Here is a 23,596-nt window from a genome sequence, read left to right on the forward strand (position 1 = left end):
AAATATGATACTTGAAACTGAACGGTTATATCTGCGTGAGATGGAGCAGACTGATTTTGAAGTTTTGTGTAAAATTCTGCAAGATGAGGATACAATGTACGCATATGAGGGAGCATTTAGCAACGATGAAGTCCACGAATGGCTTGACAGGCAAATTGCACGCTATCAAAAATGGGGCTTTGGTTTATGGGCTGTTGTCTTGAAAGAAACCGATGAAATGATTGGGCAATGTGGACTTACTATGCAGCCATGGAAAGAAAACAAGGTGCTTGAAATAGGCTATCTTTTTGAGAGGTCATACTGGCATAATGGATATGCTATTGAGTCGGCAAAAGCGTGTAAAAAATACGCATTTGAAGTATTAGATGCAACGGAAGTGTGTTCAATTATCAGAGATACAAATATAGCATCTCAAAATGTAGCCATAAGAAATGGAATGATAATAAAAGATACATGGATGAAGCATTACAGAGGTATAGATATGCCACATTATCGTTATGTGGTTTATAGATAACTCCCAGTTTATCTGTCCGATAAACTTATCCATGAAAGAGATTCAGCCAGCCGATTCCGGCTGGCTGTTCTGTTACTCATTATGCTCCAACACTGCTTTTATCATGGCAAATGCAAGCTCCTGTTTGCTGGGAGAAGTATCTTTCCAAAGTGCTTCTATCTCCCGGATGGTACTGATTTCGTTTTCTTCCAGTTCGTCTTGTAGAAGATAATCAGGCGAGATTTTCAGAGCCTTACAAATGTCTATGAATACCGACAGGCTGGGCATTTTTACGCCACCCTCAATCTGTCGGAGATAAGTAGCGTTGACATTGCACATTTCCGAAAGACGGTCAGCAGTTAAGCCCCTGTCTTTCCTTACTGCGTTGATACGCTTTCCTAATCCGTTCTTTTCCATAGTCCACACCTATTTATTAGATATTAGCTATCAGTTATCATTTTATACTCTTTAAGACTATAATATGATTGCCGTTTTCAATAGCTTCTGTTAGACTATAAGATATTAGCTTGTAGCTTATCGGAGGGTACGGATATGAAGAATATATGGAGAAAAATGCGGGACTGTTGGCTGGATTTCTGGGAAGATGATGAACTGGACATGGATAAAAAACATTTAAGCCAGCATGACAAGCGTTCCCTGCTTTATGGCGGTTTTATGATAGGGGTTGCTACATTTGGACTTTTCTCAATCGGTATTATAGCCGGGAATATATGGACGAACCATCAAAACCAGAAAGATATGGAAGAATTTTTAGGGACAGTTGTTACTTACATGGCAACAGCCACCGATGATGAATATGAGGAAATTGCTCAAACCATCCGGCACGATTTGGTGTACAGCCAGTATGGACAGGATGTTGAAAACCTTATCCGATATATCCCGAATACGGCTGACGGTTGCTGTCTGGAACGGGAGCTGCCGGAGCGTATCAATCTGGTTTTCCTAAATACCGGCGCAGCCTATGGGTTGGAAATATTCGATAATACCGAGCCGATTGAGAGCCAACGGGAAAGAGGCGGCACAATGATTACCTCTGGATATGATGAAATCAGCGAAGCTCACTTTATGATGATGTCAAATCCCAATAGCGGCAGCGCCACCGCTTCCATTGACCGGGGACGGGGCATTGTGAGCGCCCACAAAATGAAAACACATTTTTGTGATGATTGTATCCGGGAAATCCTGACTATTGTTGAAGATGAATTTATAGACGAAGCTGTGATTTATGACGCAGAGGAAAAGACTTTTTACCCTGTCACAGAAGGGGACTTGCAAATCGGGGACTATGCTTTCCACACTTACTATGAGGATGGCAGCTATGAAATAGAAATTACATATACCGGCGAATAAAAGACACTGCCGTTGTAGGAACACCCATTCCCACAACGGCAGTTTTCATTTCCAAGGTCTGCGCCGGAAATTCATGCCGGAATGTTTGATAAGCGGGGACTTGCGGAACAGCTTTTTCAAGGTGGTGCGTTCTTCTTCCGAGAGCCGCTTATATTTGAGCTGGAACGCCTTGCAGAATATCTCTGTAAATTGCTGCACCCTGTCCCCCGGCGATTGCATAGCCTTTTGGACTTCCCGGATCAGCTCATCGGCGGGCGTGGTATCCGGTGCACTTTCACTGTCATTTTCGTGTGCCTTGCGTATGTCATGGAGAATGGTGTCCCATGTTTTATGTGTCACATGGCAGAAAAAATCTTCTTCCCCTACCTGACAGGCTTCTAATACTTTGATTGCCCGGTCTGCCGCCGCTTCGGGATGTGCTTCCAGTATCATAGCCCGCACAGCAGCCAGCGAACTGTTCATGTCATGGAAACGCATGGTTGCTATCCCATCCACATAAATTTCTGCGTCTGCCAGCAGTTCCCGGAATTTTTCATGGGAGATAATCTCACACAGCAGCCGGTTGTTGAAGCGTTCGCTTTTCAGAAGTTCCACAACTTCATCATTGATATGCAGTTCCGTAAGTTCTATATTTTCTGGATTGCGGTTGTCTGTCCGGCAAAGCAGATAATCGGTGGACACCTGATAAAAGTCTGCCAGTTTTAAGATACTTCCGTGGTTGATTTCCTTGCAGCCCTCTGTTGATTCATAACTTCCAAGAGCAGATTTTGAAATGCCAACGGCAGCTTCCAGTTCTTCCAAACTTAGATGACGCTCCACCCGTAAATCTTTCATTCTTTCGGGAATGGAAACATTGCACTTCATAAGGTTCAGCCCCTTTCCAGCGGCATATATGTCCGCTGGATTTATTATAACATACTATTTCCGCAATCGTGGAAATTTCTGATTTTTACCCTTAATTCCTACTTTGTGGACATACGGCACAGGGCACAAAAATGTTCTATGATACAGGTAGTTCATCGATGGATTATTCCAATCGAATGACCAGCCTGTGTGGGATATGCTTCCCCGGCGATGTAGTGCCATGACTTTTGGCAGGGATGTGGAGGAACCCTGACCGAAACGAGCATACCAAAGGGAGCGATACGCCGCTGTGAGATTCAGGGGAGGAACGACACCGGGGAGAACTGGCGAACTGACACCGAAATGATACCGAAACACGACAATCTGATAGGGGGATAGTCTACCCTATCGCTGATACTTCGGGAGATTTTAGACGGCTCTATGGCTGTAATTTTGCCGAAAATCGCCCCGAAACCATACACTAAAACGGGAGGAAACACAATATGCCGAGAATGAGCAAAAAGCGGAAGCATGAGCTTTCCTTTTACCTCAATGACCGGGGGCGTGTCACTTACAACGAATTATGCCGGAAATGCCAGCATGGGTGCAAGCAGAGCTTCCGGGCGGTTGTGATTGACTGCCCCCGTTATTTATCCAAACGAGCAAAGAAAAAGGAGGAACACACCGAATGAATTTTGAATTTATGACGATAGACACACCATTGCCGCCCTGTATGCCCTTTCCCAGAGCGTTGACAGGATTTCCAGTCAGCAGCACCGCAAAGGTCATGTACTGCCGGATGTTAGACGCTATGCTATCCAAAGGGCAGGAGGACGAGAACGGAATCCTGTTTGTCTGCTTCCCTGTCACAGCCATTGCCGCAGTCCTGTCCCGCAGCCCCATGACGGTCAAGCGTTCTCTGAATGAACTGGAAACCGCCGGACTTATCATGCGGGTGCGTCAGGGTGTTGGAGAACCAAACAGGATTTATGTGCTGATACCGGGAAAGGAGGACGCTGCCCTTGCCTGACACCTCAAAGCTGGAAAAGCTCAACCGGGAGATGGAGAAAAGCGAAAAGAAACTGCGGAAAGCCATCAATGATGAAAAGGCATTGCAGCACCAGTTAAAGCAGCTTACCCGAAAGGAACGGACGCACCGGCTCTGTACTCGTGGCGGTATGCTGGAAAGTTTTCTGCAAGAGCCGGAACGCCTGACAGATGATGATGTCATGCTGTTGTTGAAACTCATTTTTCACAGGCAGGACACGCAGGAACTATTGAAAAAACTGCTGGAACGGGAGAAGCCGGAAACCCCTTAGTTTACTAAGGGCGCAATTATACACCACCCAAAGGTTGGTGCATTGCGTTCTCCGAAGGCTCCTCGCCGGAGGGCTGTGATTTTCCGCAGTCATGGTCTGCTCCAAATCAAACAGGGGACGCTACGCTTCCCCTGCGCTGGCTGTCGCCAGCTACCCTTTTGTGGACTTGCCATCTGGGAACACCTTGCAATGCAAGCTGTTCCCAGCCGACAAGTTTGCAATTCATCTATTCCCTAAGTTGGACAGTTATAGTATAATAAGATTAACAGTGAATTGGATTTTGAAGAAATGGAGGCGGAAAATGAAAAAGACAGTATTGGTATTTATGATTTTAGTTACTATGCTTACTGGTTGTAACAATGCAAAAACTTCTTCTAACGAAACAATAAATGAAACGAATATATCAGAAACAGCAGAAATTTCCGAAGAAGCAAGAGAACGTACACCATTTGAAGTATTGATAGACAAACCTTCTTTAGAAAGCGGAAAAGAAAAAGAAACAACCGTTATTATTGTTACTGATATAAAGGATTGGGACTATACCGTTTCATCTGAAAATGGAAAAATTTCCAATAAAGAAGAAAACTCATTTGTCTATGCAGTTCCTAAAGATGAAAGTGAAAGGGAAGATACAATTACAATACAATTATCAGATAATGAAAATGGAACATCATATGAATATACGATACCTCTTATTTTTGCTAATAGTATTCTGCAATAAGATACAGACTCCTTGTTAAATCTTTCGCATCGGGTCAAATTGCCCCGAACTTTTACAACTAAATACCCGCCGCTCTCACAACGGCACACCGAGCAGGAAATCTGAAAAAGGTCTTCTGCTTTTTTTCTGCCCAAAATGCGGTGGTAAAACGCCACCCCATCCATAAATCAAGGAAAGGAGGGACACGAAATGCCCTGTCCACACAACGAAATCACGATTGTTCAGCGCAGTCAGCGGCAGTCTGCTGTTGCCGCCGCTGCTTACCAGAGTGGAGAAAAGCTGTTCTGTGAATACGACCAGCAAGTGAAGCACTACCCGGAAAAGCGTGGTATCGTCCACAATGAAATCCTGCTCCCAGCAAATGCCCCGCCGGAATATGCAGACCGCAATACCTTATGGAACGCCGCCGAAGCGGTGGAGAAGCAATGGAACTCCCAGCTTGCAAGGCGGTGGGTGCTTACCATCCCCAGAGAGATACCGCCCGACCAGTACGCTGTCCTTGTCCGGGAGTTTTGCCAGCAGCAGTTTGTTTCCAAAGGCATGATCGTTGACTTTGCCATCCATGACCCCCATCCGCCGGGACACAATCCCCACGCCCATGTCCTGCTCACTATGAGGGCAATGGACGAACATGGGAAATGGCTTCCCAAGAGCCGCAAGGTTTATGACCTTGATGAGAACGGGGAACGGATAAAACTGCCGTCCGGCAGGTGGAAAAGCCACAAGGAGGATACGGTGGACTGGAACGACCAGAAGTATTGTGAAATCTGGCGGCATGAATGGGAGGTCATCCAGAACCGCTATCTGGAAGCCAATGACCGCCCGGAGCGTGTGGACTTGCGTTCCTATGCCAGACAGGGGCTTGATATTGTTCCCACTGTCCATGAGGGGGCTGCTGTCCGGCAGATGGAAAAGCGAGGTATCCAGACGAATATCGGCAACCTGAACCGGGAAATCAGAGCCGCCAACCGCCTGATGAAGTCCATCCGGCAGCTTATCCAAAACCTCAAAGGCTGGATTACCGAGCTGGGCGAAAAAAGGAAAGAGCTGCTTGCACAAAAGGCAGCGGAGGAAGCGACATTTCTTCCCAATCTGCTGATGAAGTATCTGGAGATACGCAAGGCAGAACGAAGCGACTGGACAAGGGCTGGACAAAATCGGGGGACTTCACAGGACTTAAAAGCAGTCAGCGAAGCCCTGTCCTATCTCCGGCAAAAGGGGCTTTCCACTGTGGAGGATTTAGAAGCATTTCTGGAAGCGTCCGGAAAATCAGCCGTAGATTACCGCAATCAGATGAAGCCCAAGGAAACCCGAAGCAAAGTGATTGACGGGATTCTTGCTGCCCGGACAGCCTGCAAGGAATGTGAGCCTGTCTATGAGAAGTACCAGAAGATATTTTTTAAGAAAACAAAGGAGAAATTCAAACAGGAACACCCGGAGGTTGCCCGGTATGCGAAAGCCGCCGCCTACCTTGCCAAGCACCCGGACGATAAGGACAGTACCCAAAAGGAGCTGCAAGAGGAGCAGGAAAAACTTCTCAGCGAAATCGCAGAGCTGAAAGAACCTTTGACCGAGGTACAGGAGGATTTGAAGAAGCTGCGGGACATCCGCTACTGGGTACGGAAAGCCACCCCCGGCACAGAGGAAAGCAAAGAGCCGCCCAAGAAACAGCCTATCAAGGAAGCCTTGCAGGATAAGGCGGACGAGAAAAAAGCCCAAAGAACCGCCCCGGCACAGACGAAACACAAACAACAGGATATGGAACTTTAACAGGCACTTGCCATTTTCAATCAGAGAATGTCAGGTGCTTTTCTTTTTTTCAAGGAGGGATAGATTTGAATGTATTTGAAGCTGTGAAACAGTCCGTCACAACAAGACAGGCTGCGGAGCATTATGGAATCCATATAGGTCGGAACGGGATGGCTTGCTGCCCGTTCCATAACGATAAAACCCCAAGCATGAAGCTGGATTGGCGTTACCACTGCTTCGGCTGCGGTGCTGATGGGGATGTGATTGATTTTGCCGCCGCCCTGTATGGGCTGGGAAAGAAAGAAGCCGCCGTACAACTGGCACAGGACTTCGGGCTTTCCTATGAGGACTGGAAGCCGCCGGGAAAGGCAAAAAAGCCCAAGCCCCGGCAGAAATCCCCGGAGGAACAGTTTCAGGAAGCAAAGAACCGCTGCTTCCGTATCCTTGCCGATTATCTTCACTTGCTTATGGCATGGAGAACAGACTACGCCCCGCACTCCCCGGAGGAAGCCTTTCATCCCCGGTTTGTGGAAGCCTTACAGAAGCAAGACCAAGTGGAATATCTGCTGGATGTGCTGCTGTTCGGGGAGACAGAGGAAAAAGCGGCTTTGATTACGGACTACGGAAAGGATGTGATACAGCTTGAACAGCGAATGGCAGAGCTTGCAGCCGCAGACGCAGCAAGAACTAAAAAACACCATGAACGCCATGCAGCCGCCCCAGAGCGTTGAGGAAATCAAGGCGGGGCTGGAAACTACCGAGAAAGGCGGTGTCCGTCAGAGCATACGGAACTGCCTGACCGTATTCCAGCGTGACCCGCTACTTTCCGGGGCTATCGCATACAACATCCTGACCGACCGCAAGGACATCATAAAGCCCATCGGTTTTCAAAGAGAAAGCACCGCCCTGAACGATACGGACATGAAGTATCTGCTTCTTTATCTGGAAGAAACCTACGGGCTTACCAATGAGAAAAAGATTGATAACGCCATCGGGATTGTGGCGAATGAAAACAAGTACCATCCCATCCGGGACTATTTAAGTGCCCTTGTTTGGGACGGGACAGAACGAATCCGTTTCTGCCTGCGACACTTTCTGGGGGCTGACGCAGACGATTACACCTATGAAGCGTTGAAGCTGTTCCTGCTGGGTGCAATCTCACGAGCCTTTCAGCCGGGGTGCAAGTTTGAAATCATGCTCTGTCTGGTCGGCGGTCAGGGGGCTGGCAAGTCCACCTTCTTCCGTCTGCTGGCAGTCCGGGACGAGTGGTTCTCCGATGATTTGCGGAAGCTGGACGATGAAAATGTGTACCGCAAGCTGCAAGGTCACTGGATTATCGAAATGTCGGAAATGATGGCAACCGCAAACGCCAAGAGCATTGAGGAAATCAAGTCATTTTTAAGCCGGCAGAAAGAGGTTTACAAGATACCTTATGAAACCCACCCGGCAGACCGCCCCCGTCAGTGCGTGTTTGGCGGCACTTCCAATGCCCTTGACTTCCTGCCCCTTGACCGTTCCGGCAACCGCCGCTTTATCCCGGTCATGGTGTACCCGGAGCAAGCCGAGGTTCACATTTTGGAGGACAAAGCTGCTTCCAGAGCCTATATTGAGCAGATGTGGGCGGAAGCGATGGAGATTTACCGAAGCGGCAGGTTCAAGCTGGCTTTCAGCCCCGCCATGCAGCGGTATCTCAAAGAACACCAGCGGGATTTTATGCCGGAGGACACCAAAGCCGGAATGATACAGGCGTATCTTGATAAGTACACCGGGAGCATGGTCTGTTCCAAGCAGCTCTACAAGGAAGCCTTAAACCATGCCTTTGACGAGCCGAAGCAATGGGAAATCCGGGAAATCAACGAGATAATGAACCAGTGCATTTCCGGCTGGCGGTACTTCCCGAACCCAAGAATGTTTTCAGAATATGGCAGACAAAAGGGCTGGGAGCGTGAAAACCCGGCAACGGACTCCGGCAACCCGTCTGAAAAAACGATGGACGGTTTTGTGGAGGTCACAGAACAGATGGAGCTTCCATTCTGAAAATGACAGCCCGTTGCACCCCCTGTTGCTATCCCGTTGCCGAGCCGGTTGCCGGGGAAAATCCCGAAACTATCGGCTTTTCTCCCCTATGACAACCAAAACAACAGAAAAATAAAAGAAAAGTATAAATAGTAACCATCGCCAGATTGAGATTGTTTGCAAGGTCTTTTGAAGCCCGTTGCCGGACTTCGTTGCCGACACCCTCTGTCTGGCTATTTTCATGTATGGAGGATAACTGCCTATGGCAAAAAACAAAACAGAGATTCATGTGACCACTGTATTTGACGGGGAACTGGACGCTACTGATGTGTTCGTCAGCCTGATTTCCCAGAAATACGGCAAGACAAATACGAAAGAATATCTTGCTAAAAAGAAAGATTTGAAGTATAATGAAGATGAGGTTCAAAAGAGCCAGATACCGTCTGGATTGTGTGGGTAAATGGCTATGATGAACGAAATGGAATATAGAACAATCGGAAAAGCACTTGCCGGGGGCTATCGTGCAGCGGTCTATTGCAGACTGTCAAAGGACGATGACCTGCAAGGCGAAAGTGCCAGTATCGCAAACCAGCGTGATATGCTGGAAAAATACTGCGAAAAGCAGGGATGGGAGGTTGTGGCAGTCTATCAGGACGATGGCTTCACAGGTCTTAATATGGAGCGTCCTGATTTACAGAGAATGTTGAGAGCCATTGAGCGCAGGCAGATCAACCTTGTCATCACGAAAGACCTCAGCCGACTGGGGCGTAACTATCTGCAAACCGGGCATTTGATTGAGGACTTTTTCCCAAGAAACGGTGTCCGCTATATCGCCATGAATGACGGTATCGACACCCTGCGGGATAACAACGACATCGCCCCGTTCAAGAATATCCTGAACGAGATGTACAGCAAGGATATTTCCAAGAAAGTCCATTCCTCTTATCTTCTGAAAGCGCAGAAAGGACAGTTTACCGGGTGTCTTGCCCCGTTTGGGTATCGGAAAGACCCAGAGGACAAAAACCATCTGCTCATTGACGAGGAAACCGCCCCGATTGTGCGGCTGATTTTCGGATATGCCCTAAACGGTCATGGTCCGAACTATATCCGCAGACGGCTGGAGGAAGAAAAAATCCCCTGCCCCACATGGTGGAACCGGGAACGGGGGCTTCGCAATACCCGCACCAAATGGGAAAAGAAAGACCCGGAAAACGGGCGGTATATGTGGGACTTCTCCGTTATCAAAGACCTTTTGATGAATCCCGTCTACACCGGGGCGATTGCTTCCCAGAAAAAAGACTACCGTTTCAAAATCGGCACGATTGGGGAAAAGAAACCGGAGGACTGGATTGTGGTGGAGGGACAGCATGAACCGCTGATTGACCGCATGAGCTTTGATATTGTGCAGAACAAGCTAAAGTCCCGCCAGCGTCCGGGGCAGACCAATGAAATCAGCCTGTTTGCCGGACTGATAAAATGCGGCGAGTGTGGGAAGTCGCTGACGATACGCTACACAAACGCAAAACATCCCCAGCAGATTTATTCCTGCAAGACCTACAATGCCTTTGGAAAGAACCACTGCACCCAGCACCGGATTGACTATGACACCCTTTACAGCCATGTGCTGCGGAAAATCCGGGAATGTGCCAGAGCCGCCCTGATGGACGGGGAAGCGGTTGCCGACCGCTTGACCAATACCTGTGAAGCCGAGCAGCGGGAACAGCGGGAAGCAATGGAACGCTCCCTTACAAGGGACGAGGAACGGATTGAGGTTCTGGACAAAATGGTAATGCGGCTTTATGAAGATATGATTGCAGGGCGTATCAGTGAGCAGAATTTCAACACCATGCTGGAAAAGACACAGACCGAGCAGACGGAGCTTAAAACCAGAGTGTCCGAAGGCAGGAAGCGGCTGTCCGATGAAGTCCAGCTTGCCAATGACGCAAAACAATGGGTGGAAGCCATTCAGGAATATGCCAACATCACAGAGTTGGACGCAGCCACCCTCAACCGCTTAATCAAAGAAATCGTCGTGCATGAGCGCATTGACGAAGATAAAACAAGACACATTTCTATCGAAATTCATTTTAATCTCAAACCCATCCCGGAGGTGGAACAGGTCACTGCCTGACCTGTCCCGCCGGGACGGTTCTCTTAAAAATACCATATAGATTTTTTGTACGCCGCCGCCCGCCATCGAGCAGAATTTTACACCTAATTGGGGATAAAACAGCTCATGGCGGGCGGCGGCATCATCGTCATTGGCACCACACTGATCCCTCTGCTGTCTGGCCTGTTTTAAGGTAGGCGCTTATGGATTTTCTCACCGACTGGCTCACAAACTGGCTCAAAGAGCTTCTGATTGGCGGGATTATGGGAAACCTCGAAGGGCTTTTTGATACCGTCAATACCCAAGTCGGAGAGATTGCGGCACAGGTAGGGACTACCCCGGCGGCGTGGCACGCCGGGGTTTTCTCCCTGATCCGACAGCTTTCCGAAACGGTGATCCTGCCGATTGCCGGAATGGTGCTGACCTTTGTTGCCACTTATGAGCTCATACAGATGCTTTTGGAAAAGAACAATATGCACGAGGTTGACGTTGCGAACCTCTATAAATGGATGTTCAAAACAGCCTGTGCAATCTTAATCCTGTCAAATACATTCAATATCGTCATGGCTGTGTTCGATGTGTCGCAGAGCGTTATCGCACAGGCAGGCGGGCTCATTCAAGGCTCCACCGATGTTTCGGCGGATATGCTTGCCGAACTGGAAACCTCGCTGGAGGCGATGGACTTGGGGCCACTTTTGGGGCTGTGGCTGCAGTCTGCGCTCATTGGCTTCACGATGAAGGCGATGGGGATTATCATTTTCGTTTTGGTGTATGGCAGGATGCTGGAAATCTATCTGCTGACCAGTCTGGCACCCATCCCCGTTGCTACGCTTTCCAACCGGGAGCTTGGCAGCACCGGGCAAAACTACATCAAGTCCCTGTTTGCCGTGGGCTTTCAAGGGCTGCTGATCCTTGTATGTGTTGCAATTTACGCAGTGCTCATTCAAGGCATCGCAACAAGCGGCGATCCCATTGGGGCGATTTGGGGAACTGTGGGCTACACGGTTCTGCTTTGCTTCATGCTCTTTAAGACCGGGAGCATTGCCCAGCGTATCTTTGGCGCTCATTAACAGGAGGTGGTGCTTATGCCGAGAAGATACGGGGCGGATGGAACGCGCTTATGGAATGGAAAAACGCCGGAGGAGTTTACTGAGGCGGATGCTTACCGCTTTATGGTGGAAACAGAGGCCGTCCTGCAAAGGAAAGAGCTGATGGACGATCCCGCCCAGCCTGCTCCGGCAAGCGGAAAGGAGGAATTTTATCTGAGTAAGAAGGACGATGTATTGCTGACCCCGGAGCAGATTGCTGCGGAGGAACGGCGCTGGCTGTTTGATGCTCCCATCGCGGAGCTTGCGGAAGTCAAGGGCGTTAGCATTGACGAGGCAGTAAAAATGCGGACGGATGCCATCTTGCAGGAGGCGGTTGTTCCGATCACGGTATCTGTTCGTCCGATTGAGCCGCAGGGAAAGTTGATCGGCTTCGCCAGCGTCAATTTTGGCGGTGTGGTCATCGATGATTTTAAGGTTGTGGACGGGAAAAATGGGATTTTCCTCGGTGCTCCCTCTAAGCCCGATCCTGCCAGCCGGACGGGATACCGGGCTACGGTTCGGATTCCTGACCGAGCCACACAGGAACGGATTAACGCGGCTGGTGTGGAAGCGTATCATGCGGCGGTGGAACAGCTTGTTGCGCGGGCTCAGGCGATACGGCCTGCCCCGATCAAGGAGCAGATGGCCGAGGCCGCAAAGCAGGCAGGAAAAGAAAACGCCGCCCGGCCTGCGCCTGCCAAGGAAAAGGAGGCCCGCAATGACCGATAGCCGCACTTTGGGACAAAGTGTCCCGAAGGAAGGCTTGTTTCTCATGGACGGCATCGAGGGCCTGCGTTCTTTGCCAAAACATAGCGTGGATATGCTGCTGACTGATCCGCCCTACGGCACAACCCGGAATTATTGGGATGTGCCCCTGCCGCTCCCGGAGCTGTGGGAGGCGGTGAAATGGGCGGTCAAGCCGAATGGCGCGGTGCTGTTTTTCGCACAGTGCCCCTTTGACAAGGTGCTGGGCGCATCCAACCTCGCCATGCTCCGCTATGAGTGGATTTGGTACAAAGAGCGCGGAACGGGCTTTCTCAATGCAAACCGGGCTCCGCTGAAAAAGTCCGAGAACATCTTGGTGTTTTACCAAAAGTCCCCGGTCTACAATCCACAGTTTACTTACGGCAAGCCATATACCCGTGTTCATTTCCGAAGCGGTACAAGCTCTAACTATGGGAAATTTGAACGGCAGGGCTCCGAGTCCAACGATGGCCGCCGCTATCCCGGAAATGTGCTTTTTGTGCCTACGGTGTCCGGCGGCATCCATCCCACACAGAAGCCCGTGGAGCTTTGTGAGTATCTGATCCGCACCTATACCCGCCCCGGCGAATTGGTCGCGGACATTTGCGCGGGCTCCGGCACAACCGCGATTGCAGCTATCAACACAGAACGCCGCTTTGTATGCTTTGAAACGGCCCCGGCCTTTTATGCCGCAGCCAGTGAGCGTATTCGTGCGGCGCAGGCAGTAAAAAGCTCTGGCGAGAAAGGAGTGTAATTATCCAGCAGTATTCTATCATTTACGCCGATCCCCCTTGGCGCTACTCGGCTAAGAAAGTACAGGGCGCGGCGGAAAATCATTATCCCACTATGAGCATTGAGGATTTATGTGCGTTGCCTGTGGCTGATCTTGCAGCCCCGGACAGCGCACTCTTTTTATGGGCCACTTTCCCGCAGCTCCCGGAGGCGCTCCGGCTGATCGAGGCTTGGGGCTTCACCTATAAATCCGTTGCTTTCGTCTGGCTGAAAAAGAACAAGAAGGCGGATAGCTGGTTTTACGGCCTTGGCTTCTGGACAAGGGGCAATGCAGAAATCTGCCTGCTGGCAACCAAGGGCCACCCGAAGCGGCAGGCTGCCAACATCCATCAATTTATCGTTTCCCCGATTGAGGCCCACAGCAAAAAACCGGACGAGGCCCGCGACAAAATTATTTCCCTGATGGGCGATCTGCCCCGCGTGGAGCTCTTTGCCAGGCAGACCCCGCCCGGTTGGGCTGTATGGGGGAATGAAGTAACACCAACCATCCCGGACTTTGGGACACATTGTCCCGAAGTGCAGAAAGGAGTGTGATCTATGCCCTATGTAAACGTACCAAACGATTTATCCAAAATCAAAACAAAGATGGCTTTCAACCTCACCCGCCGCCAGCTTGTCTGCTTCGGCAGCGCGGGCGCAGTGGGGATTCCGGCCTATCTGCTGACCCGTGGCACCCTCGGCAATACCGGGGCGATGTTTCTCATGCTGGGAATTATGCTCCCGGCGTTCCTGCTGGCGATGTATGAAAAGGACGGCTTGCCCTTTGAAAAGGTTGTGCGAAACATCATCCGGGCCAAGTTTCTAAGGCCGGGGATCAGGGCCTACCGAACCGAAAACATTTATGCGCCCTTTGCCGGGCCGGGCGCTGGAAAGGAGGATGTGATTGAAAAACACAAAGAAGAAAAACGGAGCCGCCGCCAAGGGTAAAGGCCGGGCGACCCTGTCTGCTCAGCAGACAATCCCGTATCTGTCCATGCACCCGGACGGTGTGTGCAAGCTCCCGGGCGGGCTCTATACAAAAACCGTAGAATATGAGGACATCAATTACTCCGTGGCATCCACCGAGGATCAGACCGCCATATTCAGCGGATGGAGCTCATTTCTCAACTACTTTGACAGTTCGCTGCCGTTCCAGCTTTCCTTTATCAACCGCCGTTCTCATTCCCGCAGCCGCTATCAGGTCAATATCCCGAAAGCGGATGACAACTATAACAGCGTCCGGGACGAGTTTACCGGGATGCTGAAAAATCAGATTGCCAAAAGCAATAACGGCATTGAACGCTCAAAATACATCACCTTTGGCATACCCGCCGAGGGGATTACGGAGGCACGGCCCCGACTGGAGCGTGTGGAGGCCGATGTCATGGGAAACTTTAAGCGGCTGGGCGTTCCCTCGGAGCCGATGGACGGGCGGGCCCGCCTTGCGCTGCTTCATAGCCAGATGCATCCGGGGAGCCGCGAGGCGTTCCGCTTTTCGTGGAAAGACATCCCACAGACCGGGCTTGGCACAAAAGACTTTATTGCCCCGGACAGTCTCGACTTCCGCCAGTCCCGCACATTCCGCATCGGCCAGTATTGGGGTGCGGTGTCCTATTTGCAGATTATGGCATCGGAGCTTTCGGATAAGCTGCTGGCGGAAATCTTGGAGCTGGATGCAGAAATGACTGTGACCATGCACATTCAGACCGTGGATCAGCTCAAGGCAATCAAGACCATCAAGGGGAAAATCTCGGACATCGGAAAAATGAAAGTGGAGGAACAGAGAAAGGCTGTGCGCTCCGGCTATGACCCGGATATTCTTCCCCCTGACCTGATCACATTCAGCAAGGACGCAGCGGAGCTTTTGGCTGATTTGCAATCCCGCAATGAGCGAATGTTTCTGCTGACCTTTACGGTGGTAAACCTTGCCCCTACTCGCCAGCGGCTGGAAAACGATGTGTTTACCGTGGGCGGTATCGCGCAGAAATACAACTGCGCTCTGCGCCGTCTGGACTGGCAACAGGAACAGGGCTTTGTTTCCTCGTTGGCCCTTGGTTACAACGAGGTGGAAATCCAGCGCGGTATGACCACCAGCTCCACAGCCATCTTTATTCCTTTTATGACAAGGGAGCTCCGCATGGCGGGGCAGGCCCTCTACTATGGCATGAACGCACTTTCCCACAATGTCATCATGGCTGACCGCAAAAAGCTGAAGTCGGCAAACGGGATGTATTTGGGTTCTACGGGCTCCGGAAAGAGCTTTGCCGCAAAGCGCGAGCTCTTGAATGTGTTTCTCACCATCCCGCAGGATCGGATCATCGTGGTTGACCCGATGGGCGAATACGCTCCGCTGGTGCGAAGGCTGGGCGGCCAGGTGATCGAGATTGCCCCGGACAGCCCGCACCACCTCAATCCGATGGATGTGGAGCTCAATATGGCCGCCGGAGAAAGCCCGCTTTCCATGAAGGCGGATTTTCTTTTATCCCTGTGCGAGCTGGTGGTCGGCGGCAAGGAAGGCTTGCAGCCCATTGAAAAGACGGTCATTGACCGCTGTGTGCGTTTGGTGTATCGGGAGCAGGCGCTCGGACTGGAAACCGCAAAAACACCGCTGTTGCAGGATTTGTACGAAGAGCTCTTACGCCAGCCGGAGCCCGAAGCCCGGCGCGTGGCAACTGCCTTAGAGCTTTATTGCACAGGCTCCCTCAATCTCTTTAACCATCCTACCAACGTCAAGACGGACAGCCGTGTGGTGTGCATCGTTCTGAAAAACATGGGCGAAAACCTTAGAAAGATTGCAATGCACATCACAAATGAGTTTGTTTCGCAGGCGGTGGATCAGAACTTCCACGAGGGTGCGGCGACTTGGTGCTACTTTGACGAGTTTCATATTCTGCTCCGCGATCCACTGACGGCCAGCTACTTTGTAGCGGTCTGGAAAATGCTGCGTAAAAAAGGATGTGTGCCGTCTGCTTTAACGCAGAACGTCAAAGACCTTTTGGCCAGCCGGGAAATCGAGAACATTCTGGATAACACGGATTTTATGATCCTGCTTTCGCAGGCGCAGAGTGACCGTACCATTCTGGCAAAACAGCTCGGTATTTCCGAGCACCAGCTTTCCTATATCACACACAGCAATTCCGGCGAGGGCCTGCTGTTCTATGGAAATGTGACCATCCCGTTTGTGGATCGGTTCCCTCGCGGAGAAATCTATGACCTGCTGACTACCCGCCCGGAGGATATGAAGAATGAAACGAAAAACGAATAAGGCCAAGGAGGAGGCTTGGTCGCAGACCGCCCACGCCCCTGACGGGGAGCAGCCCGGGCCGGAGGCTTCCGACACTTCGGGACAAAGTGTCCCAAAGTCCAAGTTCCGCAAAAAGAGCCAGCAGGAACAGGCTGCGGCGGCAAAGCTCCGTATGGAGTCCCAAGGCGAAAAGCTGGAACAGGCCCGGGAGAAGCTGGCAAAACAAAAGCCGCCGAAAAAGCCCGGCCCGGTAAAACGCATAGGCCGTGTTGCCAGCGGTTCCGTTCACAGCTTCGTGCATGGCAAGATTTTTGAAGTGGAACAGGAAAATGTCGGCACAGAAGGCGCACACCGTTCTGAGCTTGTGGGAGAAACCGCGCTGCGGCACGGCTCCCGCTTTGTGCGCCGTAAAGTCCGGGAACATCCGGCAAAAGTGGTACGCAAGGCCGAGGCCCGCTATACCAAATACACGGCAGACTACCATTTTCACACCGCCGCACAGGAGCACCCGGAGCTGACGAAAAATGCCCTTACCCGCTACTGGCAGAAGCAACGGCTCCGCAGGCAATACCGCAAGCAGGCAAAGGAGGCTGCAAAGCAGAGCGCGGCTGCGGCTGGGAAAACTGCCACAGCCACAGAACGCCTGACTGCCCGGGCAGTGGAATTTGTCAAAAGTCATCCCGCAGGTGCTGTGATTGCGGTGCTCTGTGTGTTACTCCTGTTTGCTATGCAGTCCTGTTCCTCTACCATGCTTATGCTGGGGAACGCCGGGGCCGGTGCATTAGGAGCCAGCACCTATCCTTGCGAGGATCGTGATATGCTGGCCGCCGAAGTTGCCTACTGTGCGCTGGAAGATGATTTACAGCATTATCTGGACACCTATGAAAGCACCCATGACTATGACGAATACCACTTCGATCTGGACGAAATCGAACATGATCCCTATGTGCTGCTTTCTCTTTTGTGTGCGCTCCATGAGGGACAATGGACAATAGGCGAGGTACAGGGAACGCTGCAAATGCTCTTTGACCGCCAGTACATTTTGACCGAGGATGTGGTGGTGGAAACCCGGTATCGCACGGAAACCGACACATGGACGGACGAGGACGGCAACTCCCATACGGACACCTATCAGGTGCCTTACGATTATTACATCTGTACGGTCACGTTGGAAAATTTTGATTTGTCCCATGTACCTGTGTACGTTATGGGCGAGGATCAGCTTTCCCGATATGCCATCTATATGGCAACGCTGGGAAATCGCCCCGATCTGTTCCCAGATTCTCCCTATGTGAACAAGTACATTACCGGGAAACCCGGTGATTACGAAGTGCCCGGAGAATATCTGGACGATGAAACCTTTGCTGCAATGCTTGCCGAAGCGCAGAAATACATCGGCTATCCCTATGTGTGGGGAGGCAGTTCTCCTGCCACTTCCTTTGATTGCTCGGGGTACGTTTCGTGGGTCATCAATCACTCCGGCTGGAATGTGGGCAGGCTGGGAGCCCAGGGGCTCTATAACATCTGTACGCCGACCAGCTCTCCCAAACCCGGTGATCTGGTGTTCTTCAAAGGCACCTATGACACGCCGGGCGTGAGCCATTGCGGGATTTATGTCGGTGACGGGAAAATGCTGCATTGCGGAGATCCCATCGGCTACGCAAATTTGAATACAAGCTACTGGCAATCTCATTTTTACGCCTACGGGCGTTTACCGTGACAGGAGGTTTTGAAATGGCAACTACTAAAAGCATGAAAATTCAGGCCGAGATTGATAAGGTCAAGGCTAAAATCAGTGAACAGCAGGCCCGGCTCAAGGAGCTGGAGCAGAAAAAGCTGGAGGCGGAAAACAGCGAGATCGTGGACATTGTGCGCGGCATGAGCATTTCCCTTACGGAGCTCCCGCTGCTGTTTGAAAAGCTGAAGGACGGTGGCACTTTGGGACAAAGTGTCCCGAAGTCCGAAGAAGAAAAGAAGGAGGAAAACTGAATATGAAACACTTTCGTATGTTGGCGGCGGGGCTTTGCTCCGCTGTTCTTTTATGCGGCTTTGCGATTCCGGCCTACGCCTATTCGGACAGCGGAAATGAGGAACCGCCTGTTGTGGAAGAAACTCCGGCCCCGGAACCTGCACCTACCATTACCCCGGGCGAGGGCTTTTCGGAGGATGGAAACCTTGTGACCCGCGATCTGCTCTATGATGCTGCAACCAATAAACAGTTCATCACGGTGGAAACCAACGGCGGCAGCACCTTTTACATTGTCATTGACTATGACAAGCCCGTGGACGAGGACGGCGAACAGTATCACACCTACTTTTTGAACATGGTGGATGAAGCCGATCTGCTGGCTGCACTGGAGGCCGCTGGCGGAGAGCTTCCGGCCTGCTCCTGCACAGAAAAATGTGCGCCCGGAGCCATCCATACGGATTGCGCGGTCTGTGCGGTCAACATGACCGAGTGTGCTGGCACAGCTCCCGAACCCGCCCCGGTGACAGAACCTGCGGAGGAGCCGGAACCCGAGCCCCAGCAGAAAAGCAATACCGGGACGCTTCTGCTGATTTTGGCTGTGGCTGTGCTGGGCAGCGGTGCAGGCTGGTACTTCAAAATCTACCGCCCGAAGCATGAAAAAGCCGCTGTACCCGAAGAGGATTACAGTGAGGAACTGGTCGATTATGACGATCCCGAGGACGATGGGCCGCCTTGGGACGAGGACGATACCGAAAGCGAGGATAATGAATGAGATTTACCAACAACCCCTATGAGGGATTTATGAAAGAAAAAAGCTACTTTAAGGGTGTGCCGCCAAGCCTGCCGCCGAAGGGCTCCCGTTGTGACGGCTGCCCTTACTGGCGCGGGATCGGCTGCGTGTTCTGCTACCGGGAGCAGCTCAAACCACCGGGCAACGGGAGGTGATACTGTGGGCCGAGAACTGACCCGGACAGAAAAAGCGGCAATCCGCAGGCTGGTGTCAAAATGGTGTGCCAACTATGACCGGGACTGCGGCTGCCTGCCGCTGGATTGCGAGTGCTATATGTTTGGGAAATGCTGGACAGGGGCTTATTGCCGCTACTTCCGCGGGGCAGTTCTGCCCCTTGATCCGGCGCTGGAGGCTGCGTTGCTGACAGAGGGGCCAAGGCCGGATTTCAAGGCTTGCCCGGTATGCGGCAGAGCCGTGGCTCCTGATGGACGGCAAACCTATTGTTCGGCGGCCTGTGCAAAGGCGGCACACCGCAGACAGCAGCGGGAATATATGCGGAAAAAACGGAGCTGATGTGTTGACAATTAGACCATCACAAATCCGCTTGTAGCAAGGCTTTTTAAGGCCCTTTTCTGCGGAAGGCGTATGTTTCTACGTCCGCCCCTGTTTCCGTGAGATGCTGTCAACATTTTAGCTGCCGGGGCTTTGGGACAATTTGTCCCAAAGTTCCGGCTTTTGTGGAAGGAGGTACTATGCCGAAATATTATCCGATCAATGAAGAAGCCGCAAAGCGGGCAAAAGATATGAACAGCTTTTCTGACTATCAGCCGGGCTCCGCTACGGCGGGCTACCGGGCAATGGTCGATGAAGCGTATGCAGCGGCGGAACGCCAGAAAGCCCGTGTCGATCCAATGTACCATGATAAGATTGACGCGCTGGTGGATCGCTATGCCCGGAAACTTGCGGAAAATCTGAATGAACGCAATGTGATTGATGCCCGGGTGCCCTCTATTCTGATCTCCGGGGGCGGCAATTTCCCTGTGACAAAAAAACACAAGCAGAACGCCGCCCGGGATCGCAACTATGGAGAGTATGCGGAGATTTCAAAGCTGCTTGATAAAATCCGCTCTGTTGGAATGGGTGGGATCAGCGCGGATGACGATCTGGCCGTGGAAAAGCTGACAAAAAAGCTGGAGGGGCTGGAGTCCCAGCAGGCCACCATGAAGGCGGTCAATGCGTATTTTCGGAAACACAAAACGCTGGACGGCTGCCCGGAGCTTACGCCGGAGCAGGCAGAAAAGCTCAAAGCAGATATGGCGCAGTCATGGCACTTGGACAAAAGCAAGCCATACCCCGCCTATCTGCTTTCCAACAACAACGCCAACATCCGCCGTGTGCGCCAGCGCATTGAGGAACTGAGCAGCCGCTCCGAGTTTGCTGGCTGGACATTCCCCGGAGGTGAGGCAAAAATCAACGAGGCTGAAAATCGTTTGCAGCTTATTTTTGAGGAAAAGCCCGATGCCGATCAGCGGCAGGAACTGAAAAGCAACGGCTTTAAGTGGGCTCCCAGCCAAGGGGCATGGCAGCGGCAGCTTAACCAGAACGCTATCCGTGCTGCGGCCCGGATAGACTTTCTGCGACCCGAGGACGGTACAAGCCCCTATCAGCTCCAGCCGTTTGTGAAAAGAGAAAATAAAGAAATGTCTCGATGATGGGAGGTGTACTATGGACAAAAATCAAGGCTATGCTATTTTGAAGGCGGTCATGCTGGAAAATGGGCGAGGATTTGCATTGGGCGAACATCCCACCGCGCCATCCCGCTATGTCACATGGGCCTGCTATGATGACAAGGACGGCCAGCGGCAGTATGAATGGGGTCACTATGGAAATGACCGCACCGCGATGGAACAGGATTTCACAGACCGGGTGCAGGACTATCAGCGTATTTATAACATCGGGATCAGGCAGACCGAGGCTCCCGGCCTTTACAAGTATTATTCGACCCAGCGGCCTGTGGACATCGGGACATTCCCGAAGCCGCCTTATAACAAGCCGGATGAAATCTTCAATTACGATCAGCGCATCCCGGTGGAAAATGGCTCGTTCTTGGCTTGGGGCTATCTTACCTATACCCGCCCGCTAACGGAAAAACAGGCATCCGACTATGAGCTGCGTCCTGCGCCTGATAATCCCGACAGGCCCCGTCCGATTGCCGAGCAGATGAAAAATGCGGCAAAGTTGGCGGAGGCAGATCGCGGCTCGGAGGCTCCGGCTCCCCAACGGAGGCAGCCTGACCGTGGCGATAGATAAGGAGGTGCGTATATGGAAAAGAAACGTGAACAGGAATTGTCTGTACTGGAGGTGCTGCGCCTGCACCGTGAATTTCATTTGCCGCACCCTGTTCCAGCAGACGAACAGGAAAAGCCGCTGGATAAGGTAAAGGAGCCGCCACGCGCCTGCCGCAGCCGGGAGCGTGAGGAGCGATGACAAAAAAGCGCCGCCGTCCGATCCATCTTCATGTGATGGTGTCGGAGGCGGAGCAGGCCCTGATTCAAGAACGTATGGCGGAGGCTGGCATCCGTAACATGGGAGCCTATATGCGGAAAATGGCCCTGAGTGGGTATGTGCTTCATGTTGACCTTTCGCCTGTTCGTGAGCTGGTTTCGCTCCAGCGGCGCTGCTCCAACAATCTGAACCAAGTGGCAATTCAAGCCAACACCTACGGCGCGATTTATCCCGAAGAACTCGCGGCCTTGCAGCGGGACTATGCCGCTTTGTGGGGGCCGCTGTCTGATCTCTTGAAACAGCTCTCCGCGCTGGTAGAGCTCTGACCCATCCGGGGAGTGGTTGATACCGCTCCCCGGCTTTTTCTACTTCGGGACAAAGTGTCCCAAAGTAAAAATACTGTTTGCCGGAAGGAGGGATTTTTACGGCGACCACCTACATCCGCCCTTATAAAACAGCGGCGGGAAAAAGTGCAATTCAAACGATGGAGGATCGTTTCACCTATGGCCTGAACCCGGAAAAGCTGGGAGCCGTATCTTCCTATCTCTGCGATCCGAACACGGCTCCCGCCGAGTTTCTTCTGGTAAAAAGTCAATACCTTGCAGAGACAGGCCGGGCCGTATCTCGCGGGGCACTGTTCTTTCAGATCCGGCAGGCGTTTCTGCCCGGGGAGGTTACGGCGGAAGAAGCAAACCGTATCGGTTATGAAACGGCGATGCGCTGGACAAAGGGAAAACATCAATTCTTTGTCTGTACGCATACCGATAAGGCCCATATCCACAATCACATTTATTTCAATGCAACGGCCTTTGACCGCTCCCGGAAATTTCATAATTTTATTGGTTCGTCCTTTGCCCTGCGGCGGCTCTCTGACCGCGTGTGCATCGAACATGAATTGTCTGTCATTCAAAATCCGCGCCAGCACAGCAAGGGCCGCTTTCTTCACTATGGCCAGTGGATCGGGGAAAAGCCGCCCTCTGCCAAGCAGCGGGTGCAGCTGGCTGTTCTCGCCGCTTTGGAGAAAAAGCCCACGGACTTTGCCGACTTTCTTCGTCTCATGGAGGAGTCCGGCTTTTCGGTGAAACAGGGACGCGGCGGTGTCATCTCATTCCTTGCGCCCGGGCAGGAAAAACCGACTCGGCTCCGGGCTTCTACACTGGGAGCCGGATTTGACCCGGAGGACATCAAGGCAGTAATTGCCGGGGAACGTCCACTCCCTGAGCTGACAGAGGAGCCCACGGTTCCGCCACGGCGAGTTAATCTCATCATCGACATTCAAGAGCGTATGGCCCAAGGCAAGGGCCCGGCCTATGAACGATGGGCCAAGGTCTACAACCTAAAACAGATGGCCGCCGCGCTCCAGTATTTGCAGGAGCATCATCTGACAGACTATGCGGCGCTGACGGCCAGCACCGAGGCTGCGGTGGATCACTTTCACAAGCTGTCTGACGAGCTCCGCACAACGGAGGAGGCTCTTTCCAAAACCTCGGAGCTGATGGCTGCCACGGTGGACTATGCCAAGACTCGCCCGGTGTTTGATGGATACAAAGCTGCGCGGTACAGCAAAAAGTATCTGGCCCAGCACGAAGCGGAGCTTGCCACTTACCGGGCGGCAAAGGATACTATGAACACCATACTGAACGGCGCAAAACTCCCTAAGATTGAAGCACTAAAAAAATCCCGCCGTGAGCTGGCGGGACAAAAGAAAGCGCTTTATGCAGAATACCGGGAGGCCCAGCGGCAAATGCGGGAGGCCGTGGCAATAAAAGCGAACATTGATCATCTGCTCGGCATAACGGACGAGCGTGAGAATAAGGCACAGGAACGATAGTGACGGGCCGCAGACTACGGTGCAACGCACCGGGACTTTGGGACAATTTGTCCCGAAGTACAGCGGGTTTGGGGAGCTCCCCAACAAGCATT

General features: G+C 51.9%; 28 protein-coding genes and 1 pseudogene. 27 read left to right on the forward strand and 2 right to left on the reverse strand.

The window, feature by feature from the left end; genetic code table 11:
* Positions 1 to 4: 4 nt before the first annotated feature.
* Positions 5 to 514, forward strand: coding sequence for a GNAT family N-acetyltransferase (locus tag ACZ47Z_RS15430; RefSeq protein ID WP_054754202.1), 510 nt, complete (start codon positions 5 to 7; stop codon positions 512 to 514).
* Positions 515 to 586: 72 nt separating this feature from the next.
* Here ACZ47Z_RS15430 and ACZ47Z_RS15435 read toward each other — a convergent pair whose 3' ends face one another.
* Positions 587 to 910, reverse strand: coding sequence for a helix-turn-helix domain-containing protein (locus tag ACZ47Z_RS15435; protein WP_054754200.1), 324 nt, complete (start codon positions 908 to 910; stop codon positions 587 to 589).
* A 135-nt stretch (positions 911 to 1,045) separates the two neighbouring features.
* On the opposite strand from ACZ47Z_RS15435, the gene ACZ47Z_RS15440 reads away from it, so the two are divergent.
* Positions 1,046 to 1,864, forward strand: coding sequence for a hypothetical protein (locus ACZ47Z_RS15440; protein ID WP_464525724.1), 819 nt, complete (start codon positions 1,046 to 1,048; stop codon positions 1,862 to 1,864).
* Positions 1,865 to 1,909: 45 nt separating this feature from the next.
* Here ACZ47Z_RS15440 and ACZ47Z_RS15445 read toward each other — a convergent pair whose 3' ends face one another.
* Complete coding sequence (locus tag ACZ47Z_RS15445) at positions 1,910 to 2,728, reverse strand: helix-turn-helix domain-containing protein (RefSeq protein ID WP_464525725.1); 819 nt, start codon at positions 2,726 to 2,728, stop codon at positions 1,910 to 1,912.
* Positions 2,729 to 3,210: 482 nt separating this feature from the next.
* Between ACZ47Z_RS15445 and ACZ47Z_RS15450 the strand changes: the two genes are divergently transcribed.
* From ACZ47Z_RS15450 to ACZ47Z_RS15570, 25 genes and pseudogenes are all read left to right on the forward strand, one after another.
* Positions 3,211 to 3,399: a hypothetical protein gene (locus ACZ47Z_RS15450; protein WP_002304353.1), complete on the forward strand. Its 189-nt coding sequence runs from the start codon at positions 3,211 to 3,213 to the stop codon at positions 3,397 to 3,399.
* On the forward strand, positions 3,396 to 3,737 hold the full coding sequence (locus ACZ47Z_RS15455) for a DeoR family transcriptional regulator (RefSeq protein WP_003020305.1): 342 nt from the start codon (positions 3,396 to 3,398) through the stop codon (positions 3,735 to 3,737). The genes ACZ47Z_RS15450 and ACZ47Z_RS15455 overlap by 4 nt, the downstream gene beginning before the upstream one ends.
* On the forward strand, positions 3,730 to 4,026 hold the full coding sequence (locus ACZ47Z_RS15460; RefSeq protein ID WP_340278052.1) for a DUF3847 domain-containing protein: 297 nt from the start codon (positions 3,730 to 3,732) through the stop codon (positions 4,024 to 4,026). Before ACZ47Z_RS15455 ends, ACZ47Z_RS15460 begins: the two co-directional genes overlap by 8 nt.
* A 301-nt stretch (positions 4,027 to 4,327) precedes the next feature.
* A complete protein-coding gene (locus ACZ47Z_RS15465) occupies positions 4,328 to 4,747 on the forward strand; it encodes a hypothetical protein (RefSeq protein ID WP_054754190.1) in 420 nt (139 codons plus the stop codon).
* Positions 4,748 to 4,936: 189 nt separating this feature from the next.
* Positions 4,937 to 6,517: a MobQ family relaxase gene (gene mobQ, locus ACZ47Z_RS15470; protein ID WP_340278016.1), complete on the forward strand. Its 1,581-nt coding sequence runs from the start codon at positions 4,937 to 4,939 to the stop codon at positions 6,515 to 6,517.
* A 65-nt stretch (positions 6,518 to 6,582) separates the two neighbouring features.
* On the forward strand, positions 6,583 to 7,227 hold the full coding sequence (locus ACZ47Z_RS15475; protein WP_340278015.1) for a CHC2 zinc finger domain-containing protein: 645 nt from the start codon (positions 6,583 to 6,585) through the stop codon (positions 7,225 to 7,227).
* Complete coding sequence (locus ACZ47Z_RS15480; protein ID WP_464526065.1) at positions 7,196 to 8,533, forward strand: virulence-associated E family protein; 1,338 nt, start codon at positions 7,196 to 7,198, stop codon at positions 8,531 to 8,533. Before ACZ47Z_RS15475 ends, ACZ47Z_RS15480 begins: the two co-directional genes overlap by 32 nt.
* 241 nt (positions 8,534 to 8,774) lie before the next feature.
* A complete protein-coding gene (locus ACZ47Z_RS15485) occupies positions 8,775 to 8,972 on the forward strand; it encodes a hypothetical protein (protein ID WP_004612761.1) in 198 nt (65 codons plus the stop codon).
* The gene (locus ACZ47Z_RS15490) at positions 8,973 to 10,643 is read left to right on the forward strand and encodes a recombinase family protein (RefSeq protein WP_117142167.1); all 1,671 of its coding nucleotides are present in this window, start codon (positions 8,973 to 8,975) and stop codon (positions 10,641 to 10,643) included. It abuts the gene before it with no gap.
* A gap of 90 nt (positions 10,644 to 10,733) precedes the next feature.
* Positions 10,734 to 10,814, forward strand: a pseudogene (locus tag ACZ47Z_RS15495) (Maff2 family mobile element protein); the annotation flags it as partial.
* Between the two features lie 11 nt (positions 10,815 to 10,825).
* Positions 10,826 to 11,692 (forward strand): VirB6/TrbL-like conjugal transfer protein, CD1112 family, encoded by an 867-nt coding sequence (locus tag ACZ47Z_RS15500; RefSeq protein ID WP_014080220.1) that lies wholly within the window; start codon positions 10,826 to 10,828, stop codon positions 11,690 to 11,692.
* 15 nt (positions 11,693 to 11,707) lie between these two features.
* On the forward strand, positions 11,708 to 12,439 hold the full coding sequence (locus tag ACZ47Z_RS15505; protein WP_117536003.1) for a septation protein SpoVG family protein: 732 nt from the start codon (positions 11,708 to 11,710) through the stop codon (positions 12,437 to 12,439).
* Complete coding sequence (locus ACZ47Z_RS15510) at positions 12,429 to 13,208, forward strand: DNA-methyltransferase (RefSeq protein WP_464525726.1); 780 nt, start codon at positions 12,429 to 12,431, stop codon at positions 13,206 to 13,208. Before ACZ47Z_RS15505 ends, ACZ47Z_RS15510 begins: the two co-directional genes overlap by 11 nt.
* A gap of 2 nt (positions 13,209 to 13,210) precedes the next feature.
* Positions 13,211 to 13,780: an MT-A70 family methyltransferase gene (locus ACZ47Z_RS15515; RefSeq protein WP_257362322.1), complete on the forward strand. Its 570-nt coding sequence runs from the start codon at positions 13,211 to 13,213 to the stop codon at positions 13,778 to 13,780.
* 3 nt (positions 13,781 to 13,783) lie between these two features.
* Positions 13,784 to 14,173, forward strand: coding sequence for a PrgI family protein (locus tag ACZ47Z_RS15520; RefSeq protein WP_118523115.1), 390 nt, complete (start codon positions 13,784 to 13,786; stop codon positions 14,171 to 14,173).
* Complete coding sequence (locus ACZ47Z_RS15525) at positions 14,130 to 16,490, forward strand: VirB4-like conjugal transfer ATPase, CD1110 family (RefSeq protein WP_181967583.1); 2,361 nt, start codon at positions 14,130 to 14,132, stop codon at positions 16,488 to 16,490. Before ACZ47Z_RS15520 ends, ACZ47Z_RS15525 begins: the two co-directional genes overlap by 44 nt.
* A complete protein-coding gene (locus ACZ47Z_RS15530) occupies positions 16,471 to 18,189 on the forward strand; it encodes a C40 family peptidase (RefSeq protein ID WP_118553450.1) in 1,719 nt (572 codons plus the stop codon). Before ACZ47Z_RS15525 ends, ACZ47Z_RS15530 begins: the two co-directional genes overlap by 20 nt.
* 14 nt (positions 18,190 to 18,203) lie before the next feature.
* The gene (locus ACZ47Z_RS15535; RefSeq protein ID WP_014080213.1) at positions 18,204 to 18,458 is read left to right on the forward strand and encodes a DUF4315 family protein; all 255 of its coding nucleotides are present in this window, start codon (positions 18,204 to 18,206) and stop codon (positions 18,456 to 18,458) included.
* A gap of 2 nt (positions 18,459 to 18,460) precedes the next feature.
* Complete coding sequence (locus tag ACZ47Z_RS15540; RefSeq protein ID WP_464525727.1) at positions 18,461 to 19,210, forward strand: DUF4366 domain-containing protein; 750 nt, start codon at positions 18,461 to 18,463, stop codon at positions 19,208 to 19,210.
* 177 nt (positions 19,211 to 19,387) lie between these two features.
* Complete coding sequence (locus tag ACZ47Z_RS15545; RefSeq protein ID WP_118553448.1) at positions 19,388 to 19,741, forward strand: cysteine-rich VLP domain-containing protein; 354 nt, start codon at positions 19,388 to 19,390, stop codon at positions 19,739 to 19,741.
* A gap of 179 nt (positions 19,742 to 19,920) precedes the next feature.
* On the forward strand, positions 19,921 to 20,880 hold the full coding sequence (locus ACZ47Z_RS15550) for a hypothetical protein (protein WP_412358293.1): 960 nt from the start codon (positions 19,921 to 19,923) through the stop codon (positions 20,878 to 20,880).
* Between the two features lie 13 nt (positions 20,881 to 20,893).
* The gene (locus ACZ47Z_RS15555) at positions 20,894 to 21,478 is read left to right on the forward strand and encodes a defense against restriction DarA-related protein (RefSeq protein ID WP_118553447.1); all 585 of its coding nucleotides are present in this window, start codon (positions 20,894 to 20,896) and stop codon (positions 21,476 to 21,478) included.
* Positions 21,479 to 21,490: 12 nt separating this feature from the next.
* On the forward strand, positions 21,491 to 21,655 hold the full coding sequence (locus ACZ47Z_RS15560) for a hypothetical protein (RefSeq protein ID WP_014080207.1): 165 nt from the start codon (positions 21,491 to 21,493) through the stop codon (positions 21,653 to 21,655).
* Positions 21,652 to 21,999 carry a plasmid mobilization protein gene (locus ACZ47Z_RS15565; protein ID WP_003020363.1) on the forward strand — a complete coding sequence of 116 codons (348 nt, stop codon included), beginning with the start codon at positions 21,652 to 21,654 and terminating at the stop codon, positions 21,997 to 21,999. Before ACZ47Z_RS15560 ends, ACZ47Z_RS15565 begins: the two co-directional genes overlap by 4 nt.
* A 158-nt stretch (positions 22,000 to 22,157) precedes the next feature.
* Positions 22,158 to 23,504: a relaxase/mobilization nuclease domain-containing protein gene (locus ACZ47Z_RS15570; protein WP_464526066.1), complete on the forward strand. Its 1,347-nt coding sequence runs from the start codon at positions 22,158 to 22,160 to the stop codon at positions 23,502 to 23,504.
* Positions 23,505 to 23,596: the final 92 nt, after the last annotated feature.

This window comes from Mediterraneibacter faecis, from assembly GCF_055383675.1.

What these genes read in the sequence shown, in the direction of transcription:
- ACZ47Z_RS15465 (WP_054754190.1), top strand. Translation starts at nt 4,328, where the DNA reads ATGAAAAAGACAGTATTGGTATTTATGATTTTAGTTACTATGCTTACT.
- mobQ (WP_340278016.1), top strand. Translation starts at nt 4,937, where the DNA reads ATGCCCTGTCCACACAACGAAATCACGATTGTTCAGCGCAGTCAGCGG.
- ACZ47Z_RS15510 (WP_464525726.1), top strand. Translation starts at nt 12,429, where the DNA reads ATGACCGATAGCCGCACTTTGGGACAAAGTGTCCCGAAGGAAGGCTTG.
- ACZ47Z_RS15485 (WP_004612761.1), top strand. Translation starts at nt 8,775, where the DNA reads ATGGCAAAAAACAAAACAGAGATTCATGTGACCACTGTATTTGACGGG.
- ACZ47Z_RS15430 (WP_054754202.1), top strand. Translation starts at nt 5, where the DNA reads ATGATACTTGAAACTGAACGGTTATATCTGCGTGAGATGGAGCAGACT.
- ACZ47Z_RS15455 (WP_003020305.1), top strand. Translation starts at nt 3,396, where the DNA reads ATGAATTTTGAATTTATGACGATAGACACACCATTGCCGCCCTGTATG.
- ACZ47Z_RS15530 (WP_118553450.1), top strand. Translation starts at nt 16,471, where the DNA reads ATGAAACGAAAAACGAATAAGGCCAAGGAGGAGGCTTGGTCGCAGACC.
- ACZ47Z_RS15560 (WP_014080207.1), top strand. Translation starts at nt 21,491, where the DNA reads ATGGAAAAGAAACGTGAACAGGAATTGTCTGTACTGGAGGTGCTGCGC.
- ACZ47Z_RS15440 (WP_464525724.1), top strand. Translation starts at nt 1,046, where the DNA reads ATGAAGAATATATGGAGAAAAATGCGGGACTGTTGGCTGGATTTCTGG.
- ACZ47Z_RS15520 (WP_118523115.1), top strand. Translation starts at nt 13,784, where the DNA reads ATGCCCTATGTAAACGTACCAAACGATTTATCCAAAATCAAAACAAAG.
- ACZ47Z_RS15445 (WP_464525725.1), bottom strand. Translation starts at nt 2,728, where the DNA reads ATGAAGTGCAATGTTTCCATTCCCGAAAGAATGAAAGATTTACGGGTG.
- ACZ47Z_RS15570 (WP_464526066.1), top strand. Translation starts at nt 22,158, where the DNA reads ATGGAGGATCGTTTCACCTATGGCCTGAACCCGGAAAAGCTGGGAGCC.
- ACZ47Z_RS15480 (WP_464526065.1), top strand. Translation starts at nt 7,196, where the DNA reads ATGAACGCCATGCAGCCGCCCCAGAGCGTTGAGGAAATCAAGGCGGGG.
- ACZ47Z_RS15550 (WP_412358293.1), top strand. Translation starts at nt 19,921, where the DNA reads ATGCCGAAATATTATCCGATCAATGAAGAAGCCGCAAAGCGGGCAAAA.
- ACZ47Z_RS15450 (WP_002304353.1), top strand. Translation starts at nt 3,211, where the DNA reads ATGCCGAGAATGAGCAAAAAGCGGAAGCATGAGCTTTCCTTTTACCTC.
- ACZ47Z_RS15540 (WP_464525727.1), top strand. Translation starts at nt 18,461, where the DNA reads ATGAAACACTTTCGTATGTTGGCGGCGGGGCTTTGCTCCGCTGTTCTT.
- ACZ47Z_RS15490 (WP_117142167.1), top strand. Translation starts at nt 8,973, where the DNA reads ATGGCTATGATGAACGAAATGGAATATAGAACAATCGGAAAAGCACTT.
- ACZ47Z_RS15435 (WP_054754200.1), bottom strand. Translation starts at nt 910, where the DNA reads ATGGAAAAGAACGGATTAGGAAAGCGTATCAACGCAGTAAGGAAAGAC.
- ACZ47Z_RS15500 (WP_014080220.1), top strand. Translation starts at nt 10,826, where the DNA reads ATGGATTTTCTCACCGACTGGCTCACAAACTGGCTCAAAGAGCTTCTG.
- ACZ47Z_RS15505 (WP_117536003.1), top strand. Translation starts at nt 11,708, where the DNA reads ATGCCGAGAAGATACGGGGCGGATGGAACGCGCTTATGGAATGGAAAA.
- ACZ47Z_RS15565 (WP_003020363.1), top strand. Translation starts at nt 21,652, where the DNA reads ATGACAAAAAAGCGCCGCCGTCCGATCCATCTTCATGTGATGGTGTCG.
- ACZ47Z_RS15535 (WP_014080213.1), top strand. Translation starts at nt 18,204, where the DNA reads ATGGCAACTACTAAAAGCATGAAAATTCAGGCCGAGATTGATAAGGTC.
- ACZ47Z_RS15555 (WP_118553447.1), top strand. Translation starts at nt 20,894, where the DNA reads ATGGACAAAAATCAAGGCTATGCTATTTTGAAGGCGGTCATGCTGGAA.